At 51.6% G+C, this 12,265-nt stretch carries 17 protein-coding genes; 3 read left to right on the top strand and 14 right to left on the bottom strand.

The genetic code is table 11. The features are described from left to right. Positions 1-24: 24 nt before the first annotated feature. Both ACPLPM_RS10935 and ACPLPM_RS10930 read right to left on the bottom strand, forming a co-directional pair. Positions 25-258, bottom strand: a complete 234-nt coding sequence (locus ACPLPM_RS10935) for a DUF2164 domain-containing protein (protein ID WP_424356813.1) — start codon at positions 256-258, stop codon at positions 25-27. 35 nt (positions 259-293) lie between these two features. Beyond that, positions 294-2,153, bottom strand: a complete 1,860-nt coding sequence (locus tag ACPLPM_RS10930; protein WP_424356812.1) for a carboxypeptidase regulatory-like domain-containing protein — start codon at positions 2,151-2,153, stop codon at positions 294-296. A gap of 260 nt (positions 2,154-2,413) precedes the next feature. Between ACPLPM_RS10930 and ACPLPM_RS10925 the strand changes: the two genes are divergently transcribed. Further along, on the top strand, positions 2,414-2,872 hold the full coding sequence (locus tag ACPLPM_RS10925) for a GNAT family N-acetyltransferase (protein WP_424356811.1): 459 nt from the start codon (positions 2,414-2,416) through the stop codon (positions 2,870-2,872). Positions 2,873-2,934: 62 nt separating this feature from the next. On the opposite strand, the gene ACPLPM_RS10920 is transcribed toward ACPLPM_RS10925, so the two are convergent. The 7 genes from ACPLPM_RS10920 to ACPLPM_RS10890 form a co-directional block, all read right to left on the bottom strand. Continuing rightward, complete coding sequence (locus ACPLPM_RS10920; protein WP_424356810.1) at positions 2,935-3,270, bottom strand: winged helix-turn-helix transcriptional regulator; 336 nt, start codon at positions 3,268-3,270, stop codon at positions 2,935-2,937. A gap of 261 nt (positions 3,271-3,531) precedes the next feature. Continuing rightward, positions 3,532-3,918 (bottom strand): Rieske (2Fe-2S) protein, encoded by a 387-nt coding sequence (locus tag ACPLPM_RS10915; RefSeq protein WP_424356809.1) that lies wholly within the window; start codon positions 3,916-3,918, stop codon positions 3,532-3,534. 1 nt (position 3,919) lies between these two features. After that, a complete protein-coding gene (locus ACPLPM_RS10910; RefSeq protein WP_424356808.1) occupies positions 3,920-4,276 on the bottom strand; it encodes a ferredoxin-thioredoxin reductase catalytic domain-containing protein in 357 nt (118 codons plus the stop codon). Next, a complete protein-coding gene (locus ACPLPM_RS10905; RefSeq protein WP_424356807.1) occupies positions 4,277-4,549 on the bottom strand; it encodes a glutaredoxin family protein in 273 nt (90 codons plus the stop codon). It lies immediately after the preceding gene. 10 nt (positions 4,550-4,559) lie between these two features. Further along, positions 4,560-4,874 carry a Rieske (2Fe-2S) protein gene (locus ACPLPM_RS10900; RefSeq protein WP_424359972.1) on the bottom strand — a complete coding sequence of 105 codons (315 nt, stop codon included), beginning with the start codon at positions 4,872-4,874 and terminating at the stop codon, positions 4,560-4,562. 91 nt (positions 4,875-4,965) lie between these two features. Further along, on the bottom strand, positions 4,966-7,146 hold the full coding sequence (locus tag ACPLPM_RS10895) for a glycogen debranching N-terminal domain-containing protein (protein ID WP_424356806.1): 2,181 nt from the start codon (positions 7,144-7,146) through the stop codon (positions 4,966-4,968). Between the two features lie 34 nt (positions 7,147-7,180). Further along, the gene (locus tag ACPLPM_RS10890) at positions 7,181-7,741 is read right to left on the bottom strand and encodes an NADPH-dependent FMN reductase (protein WP_424356805.1); all 561 of its coding nucleotides are present in this window, start codon (positions 7,739-7,741) and stop codon (positions 7,181-7,183) included. Between the two features lie 139 nt (positions 7,742-7,880). On the opposite strand from ACPLPM_RS10890, the gene ACPLPM_RS10885 reads away from it, so the two are divergent. Further along, positions 7,881-8,696: an HRDC domain-containing protein gene (locus ACPLPM_RS10885; protein WP_424356804.1), complete on the top strand. Its 816-nt coding sequence runs from the start codon at positions 7,881-7,883 to the stop codon at positions 8,694-8,696. Here ACPLPM_RS10885 and ACPLPM_RS10880 read toward each other — a convergent pair. From ACPLPM_RS10880 to ACPLPM_RS10870, 3 genes are all read right to left on the bottom strand, one after another. Next, on the bottom strand, positions 8,674-8,943 hold the full coding sequence (locus ACPLPM_RS10880) for a hypothetical protein (RefSeq protein ID WP_424356803.1): 270 nt from the start codon (positions 8,941-8,943) through the stop codon (positions 8,674-8,676). The genes ACPLPM_RS10885 and ACPLPM_RS10880 overlap by 23 nt on opposite strands. Positions 8,944-8,962: 19 nt before the next feature. Next, positions 8,963-9,133 carry a hypothetical protein gene (locus ACPLPM_RS10875; RefSeq protein WP_424356802.1) on the bottom strand — a complete coding sequence of 57 codons (171 nt, stop codon included), beginning with the start codon at positions 9,131-9,133 and terminating at the stop codon, positions 8,963-8,965. A gap of 78 nt (positions 9,134-9,211) precedes the next feature. Continuing rightward, a complete protein-coding gene (locus ACPLPM_RS10870; protein WP_424356801.1) occupies positions 9,212-9,433 on the bottom strand; it encodes a hypothetical protein in 222 nt (73 codons plus the stop codon). 89 nt (positions 9,434-9,522) lie between these two features. Here ACPLPM_RS10870 and ACPLPM_RS10865 point away from each other — a divergent pair, with 89 nt between their 5' ends. Beyond that, positions 9,523-9,657 carry a hypothetical protein gene (locus tag ACPLPM_RS10865; protein ID WP_424356800.1) on the top strand — a complete coding sequence of 45 codons (135 nt, stop codon included), beginning with the start codon at positions 9,523-9,525 and terminating at the stop codon, positions 9,655-9,657. A gap of 48 nt (positions 9,658-9,705) precedes the next feature. Here ACPLPM_RS10865 and ACPLPM_RS10860 read toward each other — a convergent pair whose 3' ends face one another. Continuing rightward, on the bottom strand, positions 9,706-11,160 hold the full coding sequence (locus ACPLPM_RS10860) for a GAF domain-containing protein (protein ID WP_424356799.1): 1,455 nt from the start codon (positions 11,158-11,160) through the stop codon (positions 9,706-9,708). Positions 11,161-11,304: 144 nt separating this feature from the next. Then, on the bottom strand, positions 11,305-12,174 hold the full coding sequence (locus ACPLPM_RS10855; protein ID WP_424356798.1) for a M48 family metalloprotease: 870 nt from the start codon (positions 12,172-12,174) through the stop codon (positions 11,305-11,307). Positions 12,175-12,265 lie beyond the last annotated feature (91 nt).

Genomic DNA, 12,265 nt, shown 5'->3' with positions numbered 1-12,265 from the left:
TAACGTTAAAACTGCGCTAAGCGATCACTTCTGGATCGACAACAGGTCTTCAAGCATTTTTTCCATGTATAAATATGAATCGTTAACACCCTGGTTGTAAAATTCCGGCGCCAGCTTCTCGATGAAAAAATCTAAGATCAGGCCAGCAGCCAGGTCCCCGATATCTTCGTCACGTTCAGTCAGGTAGTAGTTCTTTATTGCGGTGACCATTTCGGCCCTTTTCTCTTTGGAAATTTTGATTCCAGTATCTTTTCTCATCGTATTGCCTGCATAAATGTTGACAGCTTCAACTATTATAACTGTTGATAGTAGTCGACCAGTATCGTCTCGTTCGGATAGACAAGGTAGCTCGACTGGCCGGTACCAGTATGATATATTATTTTGAAGTTGTTATCCGTTTCGCCGCTGGTCAGGTTCCGGATGCTGAGGTTATAATACGTGTATGGCCGCAGATTTATGGTAAAATTCCGGTCGGCCGGGATCGGAGCAGTAACTGTAGCGCCACCGAGTCTCGGGCTCGCTTCGACCTGGTAGCTGCTTGCATTCCAAGTCCGATCTCCAGTCCATGTGCCGTGGACCGCAGAGGTTGGTGTACCGGTCAGGTTGATATCGTAGCGATAATTGTTGATGAACTGCTGGTTATGCAGGAAGGGACCGGAGTCGTTCAGCTCCCAGCGGAAGGCGGGGAACACATAGTGATATAAGCCCTGATGAGACACAGAGATTTCATGCAGCGTCCTCGGGTATATGCCGATAACGTAAAAGCCGTTGCCGTTCGTTACCGCCGAGCCATTGTAGTCGCCGTCGATAGAAACCGCTTTTACCGTAGCACCAGCGAGGGGCTTGCCGTCCAGGTAGACGTACCCGGATACTGGCACCGGGGTATAGGGCACCCGATAAGTGTAGACACCGTCGGATATCGAGCTCAGCCTGAAACTCTTAGAAGGATGATGGGCGAATATAAAATAGCTTGTCGGAAGCGTCTCGTTCGGGCTTAAATTGACAGTATCACGGGCCAGACTTACAGAGAACTCATCACCGTATGGACTGTAACTGATCCCGTTCAACCGGTACTCTACACCTGGCCTGAGGAGGAGGAGAGAATAGCTACTATCGTTGGTCATTGTAGCAACTGGATCACTGCCGTCAGCTGGCCATGCTTCGAGATACATAGTTCCGCCAGGCTGGCCCCAGTCCCGGCCCCAGGCTACGCTTGAATAGGGCACGACAGACAGATTGAAGTCATAGCCGGTGCCCCGGGATACTGACCGGTAAGTGTGCTGTGTCCCATTGTAGTAGGCCGTAAGATTGTACTGGACTTCAGGCTGAGTATTTACCAAAAAACCACCTGTTCCGTCGGTGATGATGGTCTCTCGATCACTGTAATCGGAGGATACCGCTTCGACGCGCGCTCCGCTCACCGGCTTTCCTTCGTAGTAGACGCAGCCTGAAACGTTCATGGGTTCTGGCAGCATACCTGATGGGACAGGCATGTGGGATTGCAATGTCGGCTCGAAACCTGGCACCGGCCTATTCGCCCGGTAGTCCATCAGGACGGTCTCGTTCGAGTTTAGCTTGACTGAATAGCCGTAAAGGACGTTGCGGAAGCTGAAGCTCACAGGGTTCTTAATGGAAGTGTACGCATACGTGTTCCCCGTCAAGTGATACCGAATGTCCGGCCTGACGTCCAGGGAAAAGCTGCCGTCGTCCAGCGTCACGGCCATCAGCGGCGCAGAGCCGTCCAGCGATGCCGCCTCAACGTAGACGGCGCGCCCCTTCCACTCGGAGTCTGCGGCCGGAGAGCCGGAAATGGTCGATCGGGGCGTTCTCGACAGGGCAATATCATAAGGATCTGTCTGATGGTCGGACAGATTCACCGGCCATACTGTATGTTTCAGTCCCTGGTATGAAGCAGTGATATTATACCATAGCCCGGGCTTTATGTAAAGTGTATAGCTACCGTTGGTATCTGTGATGGTCGATACCCTGTCGGTACCGTCGAAGGATGCCGCAAGCACCGAAGCACCCGTTACTGGTATGCCATCCAGGGATACTTCACCGGAAGCGCGAACCAGGCCGGCCGAGGCCACGTTGGACCGGGAAATCGTTGAAGCATCAGTCGACGTTGAATTATTGTCGAGGGGAGATTCCATGGCGCACCCGCAAAGCAATGTCAAGCAGATAATTGCCGTGAGAGAAATCGATGCAATTATAATAGCTCTTGACATAATGTAGCACTCATATAAATCTTGGCCAAACCTATTTAAGCGTATTGTCACAAACCGCTAGTGACCGGCGGACAAATGTTTTATAATCGCCATGTGCCGATTCCATAGTATCCCGGAGATGGAGATCATAATTATTTTATCAATGTACAGCCCAGCATCATATGAATCACGCCGGAGTATTGACAATGCCCGTAACAATCGCTCTAGAGAGGCCCGACACCGCTGATGCCATCCTGCTAATCGGCGAGCTTGAGAAATACATAGTGCCCTTATACCCGCACGATAAAGAGCATGGCCTGACTCAGGCAGAGATGGTCGAGGCGGGCGTAGTGTTCTTTATCATCCGCTCTGATGACAAGCCTGCGGGCTGCGGAGGTGTCAGGTTCCACGGTACAGAGTACGGAGAGCTCATGCGGATGTACGTCCGGCCAGAGTACCGGGGACATGGGTTGGGCAGGCTGGTGCTGCGACACATTGAAGACTACTCGCGGGAGCAGGGTGTGAAAGCTCTGCGACTCAAAACCGGCATTTACCAGCCTGAAGCGCTCGGCCTGTACGAGCGGCTGGGATACAGGCTGATCCAGCCCTTCGGCTCGTACCGTGAGCATCCGCTGAACAGATATTACCAGAAAATTTTACTTTAGCGGGTCGTTAAAAACGTGTTAAAGAAAAGGAGAAGTGATGCAGGTAGGCCTTCCGGCCCACCTTAAGCGGATATTGAGTTCCTGGCGTGCTCAAGGTTAAGGGTCATAGCCTTGATCAGCTTCAGGTTCTCCGGGGTCTCGTTGTTGTTGTTGGAGACTTCGAGGATCTTGAGGATGTACATCGAGACTTTGACGCCCTTCTCGGTGAGCTTATAGCCCTCGTCGTTCTGGCACTTCTCCAGGATCCCGTTAGTCATGAGAGTCTTGAGGACGCGGTTGAGGATACCCGGGTTCAGCTTGGTCTCGAACATGATGTCGCTGAAGCGTTTCGGACCCTTGCCGACCGATGCGAGGACTTCCATGGTCCCGGCGTACGAAATTGTCTTCAGTATTTCCATAGGCATACCAGCATATTAGTTTAATGCAGCGGGAACCTGGCTTAGCAGCAATAGTTTGGGGGGGTATATAGCTTGCGACTTTTATTGCCAGTTTCCTGCTGCGTCAATAACTTACTTAGCAATCAGGGGTATATATATGAGTACAACCGCTTTGTACAGACAATCTGAACAAAAATGAAAATAGAAAAAACTAATTACGAATTAGCCAAATAAAAGTGTTTTGCGGCAAATTAACTGGTGCAATCGCGAGAATCAGCGCCTTCAAATATCGACACTTATAACACCATCTTGAACTCTTACAACATAAGTCCTCAAGTCATGAATTTTCACGTGCTCCATAAGGCTCGCCAGCCAGGCAAAAGTGCCTACCATCGACTTAGGCACCGGCTCTTCGCCCCCGTAAGAAGGCATAATTCCGCTCAAAGCTTTGCCTGTGGCCGCGTCGAACTGTACGCTGTGCAAGGGACAGGTCACGATGTAACCGTTTAAGGTGCCCATGTCCAGAGGGGCATTCATGTGCCCGCACCTCCGCTCGAAAGCGTAGAACTTACCATTGTCGTTGCATAACACGATTTCGATGCCCTCGACCTCGTATGCTTTCATGCCGCCGGGCAGGATTTCATCGGTCTTTGCCACGTCCTTAAACACCTTATCCCCTCCCGGTACGTTTCAAAAATTCGTCGTAGGGTATCTGCCTTAGAGGCTCAGGATCAGTCACTTCCTTCAGCACATACAGGCCGCACCAGCACATCTTCATGTAGTCGAAGTGCTCCTTGTGATAGGGAATACATGGACAGACGATCTTCATGTTCGCCTTGTGATCGTTGGTCAGGCCCTGGCATGGGCAGTAGGGTACCCCGTATTTTTGTTCCAGCCGGACTTCCTGCTCCAGGCAGAAATCGACTGTATCCTCGTCAGGGGTAAACTTGTAGCCCAGCTGATCGACCGTTTTCTCGAACTGAAAGCGCAGAGCTTTCTTTCGGGCCTCGACGTCCAAGTTTACCACCTAAGTGGCCGCTGCCTGACTCTTTTCCGCTTTGAGCAGCAGCTCGTACCTGTCAGGGTTGAAACCTATCACGACGGTATCGCCTATACGGACGAACGGGAAAGCTATGTGATCGGTTTGCTTCATCATATCTGCGGCAATCCGCTCCTGCTCTTTTTCGTTGGCAGTATCGTAGTCGACATAATCGAACGGTATGCCCCTGTCCCGGAAGTATTTCTTGGTCTTGCGGCAGAACGGGCAGGTGCTCAAGGTGTACATTGAGATTTTGACCATATGATGCCCCCTATATCTTCACGTAGATCTTGTTGTCCTCGACCTTCGTCTCATAGACCGGCAGCTTGATTTCCCCTGCAGTAATGAACTCTCCCGTGCGTATGTCGAACGACCACTCATGGCAAGGGCATTGTACTGTAAATCCCCATAAAGTACCCCGGGAAAGCGTACAGCCCATGTGGGCGCATTTATTTGATACAGCGTAGACTGTCCCCAGTTTTTTCACCAGCATCACCGGAATGCCAAAGGGAAATTTTACCACCATCACAGCTTCAGGCAGCTGATTCTCGTCCATCAGGTAGGTCCACGAAGGGTGAGAGGGGATAACAAGGCCTCCGCCAACATTCTATGGTAGATTTTTAGGACTACGGATTTATAAAACGGCGTGTTTTAAAGGGCGGTTTTGCTATCCAATCCTAATACTCGATCAATACATTAAGGTCGCCCTCTTTTCTGGCCACGTTGACCATAGTCTTATCTTCGATTCGCCTGAAATCGAGGCTGATCAGGGTATCCCCCACCCGGATATTGTTGAACTGTACTTTATTTAGCCACGAGGGCAGGTGAGGCTTGTTTAGCGTTAGACGGTTATGGAGCGCATCAGGGACCAGTCCCAGGCATGCCGTGAGCATCTGGGGTATCGCTCCCGAGGCCCAGGCCTGGGGGCTGCATGCGACCGGATACTTGACAGGCAGGCTGTATTTTGACCGGGGAAAGCCCCCGAAACACTCGGGCAGCCGGTAGTTGGTGAACATTCGTGCCGCCTCATACATACCGGTGAAGACGACAGAGAGCTCGTTGACAAAACCGTACTTTCTCAGGCCCATGGCAATGATGGAATTATCGTGAGGCCAGATCGTGCCATTGTGATAGCCGAGAGGGTTATACCGCTTCTCTGAGGAGGATAGCGTCCTGATGCCCCACTCGGTGAACATGTCGCTCTCGAAGAGCCTGGCTACAAAGGGTTTTACGTATCCGGAGTCCAGTATTCCTGTCCAGAGGCACTGTGCAGGGTTAGAGGAGATTACATCGCAGATACCTTCGGCATCCAGGGCCTGGGCAAAGTAAGTTCTATCGCCCATCCAGAACTCGCGGTTGAATCGCTCTTTCAGATCATCGGCTTCCCGGTTAAGCCGGTTAGCATCATCGTGCCTGTCGATCAACTTGAACAATGGAGAAAGCCGCTTTTTAGCCATGTATACGTAGCCTTGTACTTCTGCCAGCGCTATCGGCTTTTTTGCCAGGGTGCCGTCAGAGCGGCTGACCGAGTCGAAGGAATCTTTCCATCCCTGATTATATATGCCCAGATCGGATTTTACCGCATAGGATGTAAAACCCCTTCCGCCGATGTCTCCGCAGTCGGCTATCCAGCGGAGTGCGGCGTCGACATTGGATTCCAGACGCTTCAGCATCCCTGTATCACCTGTCCAGTCGATGTACTCCGCCAGCAAGATCAAAAACAGAGGGGTTGCATCAACCGTGCCATAGTACGGTCGCTGGGGAATCAGATTCAGGTTAGCCATCTCTCCCACCCGGAGCTCATGCAGGATTTTCCCCGGCTCTTCTTCGGTCCAGTCATCATATTTCCGGCCCTGGTACTTCGCGTTCAACAGCAGCGTGCTCCGGGCCGGTTCAGTGCCATACGGCAGCAGCTGGAGAGCGGAAATCAGGCTGTCCCGGCCGAACAGAGCATCGTACCAGGGTACCCCGGCTGAATGGTATGTATGGCCATACTGGCTCATCCGCATCATGGTGAGGTCTGCCAGAGAGCGTTCCATGATACTGTTGAAGATGTTGTTGCTGGTAGGGATGTTATTACAGCACTCGACTGCAGCGATATAAGATCGCAATATCTTATTCATCTGCTGTCCGACATCGACAGGTTCTTTCAAGCCCGGCTGCCCGGGCGCAGTATCACTGACGAAGATCTGCACCTTGATGGCCCGGGTTTCGTGAGGCCTGAGGCTCAGCTGGAAAGTACACGACTTCCCGTTTACGATGCGAGGAGCCGGCTCGAAAGAGATGATCGTTTCCCGGAGGTGACCGTCTTTTCCCGCGCAGGACAAACGCATCTCGCCTCCGCTGTACCCTACTGGCAATATAGTCCCGCCTGCGGGCCCGGTTATTCCCCGGATGGTGAAGATGTCGGTGAAGTCGGCGTCGAACTCCATGAGGATGTCGAGGGTGACGTTCACCGGGTTATAGTTCTCGACGGTGAGGGTTTCCAGGATGCAGCCCGGGATGACGGTGTTCCGGCTGATGAGAATCGTTTCCTTATCGATGGTGTCGCCCTTGCAGTCGAGGAACTCCGGGTTGGTCATGACGACCAGAGACTGGTATCCCCGCTCGTCGTTAGAGAGGATGGGCGTAGGTGACATGCCCATGATCTTCAGAAGGTAGCCACTCAAAAACCGGCAGTCTTTAAAATACAATCCGTAGCCGTAGTTGCCTCCGATCGGGATTTCACCGTTGTCCAGCGTGACAAAGGTAAGGTTATCCTGGCGGATGACCAGCTCGTTCGTAATGTTGGTAGACTGTGTGTGCCGCTTGTAGGGATCAGTCGCAGGAGGCTCTCCTGAATTCTCGTTAACCGGCATGGCTGAGATACCTCATCTGGTTTTCACATCCGGCTCAAGCGCTTTTCAGGCGTTTCGTCCAGACTACGAGACTCTCAAGCAACTCCCTTATTTTCCGCCTCGTCTTCTCATCCGTCACATTGCCAGTACTGTCGATCTTGTCGGCCGCAAACGGCACCATGACTTCGGGACGGTTGACCGGATGCATATTTATGTATACGAAGGTCTGCCTCAGGTGGTACTGGGCTCTTGCGCCTGCGAGCATACCGATGGACGCGCTCATGATAGCGACCGGCTTATCGTCGAACGAGTTATCACCAATAGGGCGAGAAGCCCAGTCGATGGCATTTTTAAGTACGCCAGGCATAGAATAGTTGTATTCGGGAGTAGCGATCAGGATAGCGTCAGCAGCTTTAATCTTGGATTTAAAGGCATTTACGATATCGGGCATCCGGACATCTAAGTCCTGGTTGTACGGAGGAATCCCTTCGAGATCGAAGACTTCAAGCTCTGCTCCCGGGGGCACCTGTTCAAGAGCTGCCCGAAGTAATGCCTTATTGTAGGAGCCTTTTCTCAAGCTGCCCGCAAAACCCAGTATCTCGATATTCTTAGCCATCCGAACACCCAAAATATTAATATAATATTCTAAACGGCTGTGATAATACTTTCACCATACATTATCGTTCGATATATATGCAAAATGATGTAAATAAGTCATTGTCTCCCATTTGCTAACACGGAGACAGGAACTATGTATGATGGATGATACCCAGTTTAAAGTACTGTTAAACATGAAAGACATCCTGATGCGGATGGGCATCAACGTACCCATGGAAGAGATCGAAGCTGACCTGCAAAAGATCGCAGACTGCGACGAGCATGGCATCAGCCCGGCGATGTACGAGCTGATCACCCGCTACCTGGAAAAGTACGGCAGCGACAGGTACGAGAACCAGGATGAGAGAAAGGACATCATCGGAACCCTCAGCGCGATCAGGTCCTGCATGATGGCAGGCTGTTTCTGCCTCGGAGAAGGGCTGGCCAGCATCGAGTATACCGGCAGGGCTACGAAAGCGCGTAAGGGCGAATATATCATCCTGGTCAAACCCGATAACAGCGTGATCGTTCACGGGCCTTCCGGCATCGCCCCGATCTGCTACATGAACCGGGCTGCGGAGATCAAACCCTACGACTGCCAGGGTAAAATCGGCCTGATGGCAACAGGTAAGAACGAACGGCTCTCCATTGTTTTTGAGAAGATGATTTCATTTCAAGGCCTGTTTACCCCGCTACCAGAAAAACGGGAGCCCGTAAGCCCGGATTTGACCGAAGAAGAGCAGCAGCTCGAGGAATCGCTCAAGACACTGCGGAAAACGCTTGCCAGCGAGAACGGGATTAAATATCTGCCGGCGATCTACGACAACCGGATGCTGTCAGAGCTGGTCCGCAGGAAGCCCGCGTCGATCGAAGAGCTCGGCCAGATCAAGGGGTTCGGAGAAAAGAGAATGGAAAAATATGGTACCAGGGTGCTCGATGCCATCGCAGGCTTCACGACTTGCGCCTGCCCTTGATCTTTCTTTTTTCCTGAACCTGCGAGGCCTTCCTGTTGATGAGTGTCCAGTAGGTGAAGTTGATCAGGCCGAGGGCCAGCACGATCGAGCCGAAGACTTTCTCCATATCAGTTGTACGGAAGCCTGGCAGATCCAGATACATCAGGATGAAAAAAATGACACCTGCCAGCAGTATGCTTGTCTTGTAAGTTTTAAGCCAGCGGGCGAACCTGCCAGTAATTCGTGAGGTAATTCTTTTAAGATTCATGCTCGTTTCATCCTGCCGGCTACACAATGTCGATGACGTAGAATGCTTCGCAGCCGCATTCGCATTTCCTGGAATCCTCGGCAGTACCCGCGCAGCAAGATCCATCGATCAGCGGCAGAATTGGCGAGTTGAATTCAGCCTGCTTAATCTTACCACAGTCCCTGCACTGGATCTTGAGTGTCATCGTCATGGTAGCGTCCGGAAGAGTTATTGAAAGAAAGAATATTTAATAGTAATGGTCCCATTTAAAGCTTTTAAACTTTAAAGCTCAGAAATCCACACGCTCGGCGAAGAGAATCTTGCCTGTCAGGGCATTTCTGAAGATGCGTATGCCGACGAGGTTTCCGCCGCAGGCGGGGCATAGCTTACTGTTTGCCATCAGGCCCCGCTCGAGTTTACAACCGCACGCATCGCAGATCATTTCCGTAACGCTGGACCTGGCCCCGATAAGGCTGTCAGTTCCCGAATTTGTAACGACTTCACTTTCCATACGTAACACACCCAAATAATCATCCTTACAGTAATCTAATTATTTATAAATAAGTGGTATATAACGCTTACCAGACAACCGTGGAAAATATGAGAAAAAACAGTAGATTTGTCTTATATAAGCTGAAAAATATTGTAAAAGCCCATGGTATAGTCGAGCCATCCCCCGGATATCAAAGGATGGCAGGTTTCCTGGCAGGCAAGAAGGGTACTGAACCAGAATAAGTCCTTCTCACCCCTGACATCAGCATTGTACAGTTGCCGAATGAATTGTCAGCTCGCCGACTCACTGCACTTCAGAGAGATGATGACCCGGTTGCCGTGCTCCAGCTCACCCGGTATCCGATCTTCTATGATCATGCTGCCACCGTAATTTTTGACGATGCTGAACACAAAATACATGTTAATACTGGGCGTCTCGTGCAGGCTGACTGCCGGTACGTCCGTATGGGGTTTAGTCCCGGGAGCTTCGATCATGCCCGGACCGCTGTCTTCGAGGATAAGCAAGCAGGCATGATCCTTTTGTTCTGTCCTGATCCAGATCGAGCCGTGAAAGCGAATACGCCTGACGGTCGATTCGAGAAGGTTATAAATGACATCTTTGAGCAGGGTGTTGGCCCGGACTTTAATATCTGTGATATTATCAGTGATGATACTCAGCTCTTTCTCTTCAGCCGAGCGGCTGCATTTCAATACGCTCACTGCACTGTCGATTGCATTTTTCAGGCTGACATCCTTGATTTTCACGTTGGGTGCATTTCTTAGCGTCCTCACAGTACCTATCAGGCGGTTTATCTTATGAAGGGCATTCATCGAGCAGTTGACGTAGCCATAATTTGTAGTGCTGGCATCACTTTCGACCAGCTCCATGTAACCCAGGGATATCTGGATGGCATTGGTGATGTCGTGGCACATCAAATCCACGTACAGCTCGAGCTCGTTGCGGGCGTTGACCAGCGCTTCCTCAAAGATGATCTTTCGCAGGCTGACAGTAATTTGGTTGCAGACGGTTTTGAGCAGGTCGATCTCATCGGTATCGGGGGGCGCGGAGGTAGAGAAAGCCAGCACTCCGAGAAGCCCGTTTCGATCCGTCAGAGGTATGGTAGTCGCCCAGTGGATGTCAAGCCGGCGGGACTCTTCCAGCAACTTGGGGGATACCGTGCCTTCTTTGATCTCTTTGGTGATCACCGTCGAGGTATAAGCGCTGCGGCCGGCCAGGCCACGTTCCTCGGAGCTCACCTTTTGCCTCGTGAAAAGGGTTTGGAGCCGGGGACTGTAGCCCCTGCTCACCGCCAGCTCGAGGTAACCGTCCTTATAGAGCATGGTTGCGATCGTCCTGTAGCCGAAAGTATCGCTGATGGCGCCTATCGCCTGATCGAGCAGCGCTACTGGTGTCGTGGTGGACATCGTAAGCACAGAAATGTTAAGCAGTACCTGGAGAAGCGTGACATCTTTAAAAGAGATCAGGCTGCTGATCTCTTTGCCGTTTTCATCGTAGGTAGTTTCGCACCTGGCTTCGAGAAAGTGCTTGAGGCCCTTGTAGTCGATATGAGGAATCACGACTCCTTTCGGGCACTCCTTGTAGAGCCCGGGGAATAGTGATTCAATAGACTTACCGACGGCTTTTTTACTCCCCCTGGAAAACCACCTGTCGAACTCATAGCTGGCCCAGACTACACGGCCCCCGGGGTCTACCACACATTTTGTGCCGCTGATTTCCTCGATCATTTAAAAAATGTGGTACTGGCGACGGTAAAAACCATTGGAAACGTATTAACGTAAACAGCCTGCCGGCAGATGACAATTGGCAGCCATCAAAGCGGATGAAAAAAGAGAAACCGGTCGAGTGCACCTGGCACGTATCGACTGATCTCAGTAGCCGCGCATCTTAGTCCTGATCTGCTCCAGCCTGGCAATCCGCTTTTCCATCGGCGGATGGGTGGAGAATAGCTCCAGCAGCGCCGAGCCGGAAGTCGAGGAAATGCACAGGGCTTTGGCAGACTCGAGACCTCTGGCGTCGTCGCCCGAGTACCTGGCGCCCGAGATCTTTTTCAGGGCGCTGATCAGGCCGTCCGGACTTCCGGTCGCGTATGCGGCGCCCTCGTCAGCCCCATATTCCCTGTACCGGGATACGGTATTGATGATGATGAGGCCGATCGTGTTGGAGAAGACCATGGAAACCATCCACGCTGCCATGGTGGCTGCAAAGTTGTCCCGGTCGTCTCCCCGGATAACCATGGAGAGAGCGAGGTATACCACCCAGCTCAGGACCGATACGATGAAGCTGGCGAAAGTGACTACGAACATGTCCCTGTGCTTGACGTGAGACAGCTCGTGCGCCAGCACGGCTTCCAGCTCCCGCTCGTTCAGGCGGTTCAGGATGCCGGTGGTGACTGCGACAACCGATTTTTTAGGGCTTCTGCCAGTCGCGAAAGCATTGGGCATGTCGTTAGAGACGATGGCAATCCTGGGCTTAGGAATGTTCATCCGGGTGCACAAGCTTTCGATCATCATGTGTAGCCTCGGCGCTTCGGACTCGTTGACAATCTGAGCCCCCGTAGACCACAGGACGAGCTTGTCCGAGAAGAAGTACTGGACAAACAGGAAACCTCCGGATACGAGAGCTATAAGCCACGGCTGGACACCCATCGCTGCCATGAATAAGATGGCGATTGCGAACAGTGCAAATAACGCGCCGTACACGATGAATTTTCGGATGGTAAATCCCCAGTCTACAGACATAGGAAACATCAACTCTTGCTGGGTCTCTTATTAAATAGTTACGCCTAAATACTTTTTGATTGGAACGTAATACTAAGGAGAGAAGATATCG

This window comes from Methanocella sp. MCL-LM (genome assembly GCF_049676595.1).
In the GTDB taxonomy this organism is placed as follows: domain Archaea; phylum Halobacteriota; class Methanocellia; order Methanocellales; family Methanocellaceae; genus Methanocella_A.
Note: the sequence above shows the minus strand (reverse complement) of the source record. Positions and strands in the feature narration are given on the sequence as shown.

Excerpts from the sequence above, each read along its gene's own strand:
- ACPLPM_RS10920 (WP_424356810.1), bottom strand. The coding sequence starts at position 3,270 with ATGGAAATACTGAAGACAATTTCGTACGCCGGGACCATGGAAGTCCTC.
- ACPLPM_RS10870 (WP_424356801.1), bottom strand. The coding sequence starts at position 9,433 with ATGGAAAGTGAAGTCGTTACAAATTCGGGAACTGACAGCCTTATCGGG.
- ACPLPM_RS10890 (WP_424356805.1), bottom strand. The coding sequence starts at position 7,741 with ATGGCTAAGAATATCGAGATACTGGGTTTTGCGGGCAGCTTGAGAAAA.
- ACPLPM_RS10865 (WP_424356800.1), top strand. The coding sequence starts at position 9,523 with ATGAGAAAAAACAGTAGATTTGTCTTATATAAGCTGAAAAATATTGTA.
- ACPLPM_RS10860 (WP_424356799.1), bottom strand. The coding sequence starts at position 11,160 with ATGATCGAGGAAATCAGCGGCACAAAATGTGTGGTAGACCCCGGGGGC.
- ACPLPM_RS10895 (WP_424356806.1), bottom strand. The coding sequence starts at position 7,146 with ATGCCGGTTAACGAGAATTCAGGAGAGCCTCCTGCGACTGATCCCTAC.
- ACPLPM_RS10880 (WP_424356803.1), bottom strand. The coding sequence starts at position 8,943 with ATGAATCTTAAAAGAATTACCTCACGAATTACTGGCAGGTTCGCCCGC.
- ACPLPM_RS10930 (WP_424356812.1), bottom strand. The coding sequence starts at position 2,153 with ATGGAATCTCCCCTCGACAATAATTCAACGTCGACTGATGCTTCAACG.
- ACPLPM_RS10905 (WP_424356807.1), bottom strand. The coding sequence starts at position 4,549 with ATGGTCAAAATCTCAATGTACACCTTGAGCACCTGCCCGTTCTGCCGC.
- ACPLPM_RS10935 (WP_424356813.1), bottom strand. The coding sequence starts at position 258 with ATGAGAAAAGATACTGGAATCAAAATTTCCAAAGAGAAAAGGGCCGAA.
- ACPLPM_RS10925 (WP_424356811.1), top strand. The coding sequence starts at position 2,414 with ATGCCCGTAACAATCGCTCTAGAGAGGCCCGACACCGCTGATGCCATC.
- ACPLPM_RS10855 (WP_424356798.1), bottom strand. The coding sequence starts at position 12,174 with ATGTCTGTAGACTGGGGATTTACCATCCGAAAATTCATCGTGTACGGC.
- ACPLPM_RS10885 (WP_424356804.1), top strand. The coding sequence starts at position 7,881 with ATGATGGATGATACCCAGTTTAAAGTACTGTTAAACATGAAAGACATC.
- ACPLPM_RS10875 (WP_424356802.1), bottom strand. The coding sequence starts at position 9,133 with ATGACGATGACACTCAAGATCCAGTGCAGGGACTGTGGTAAGATTAAG.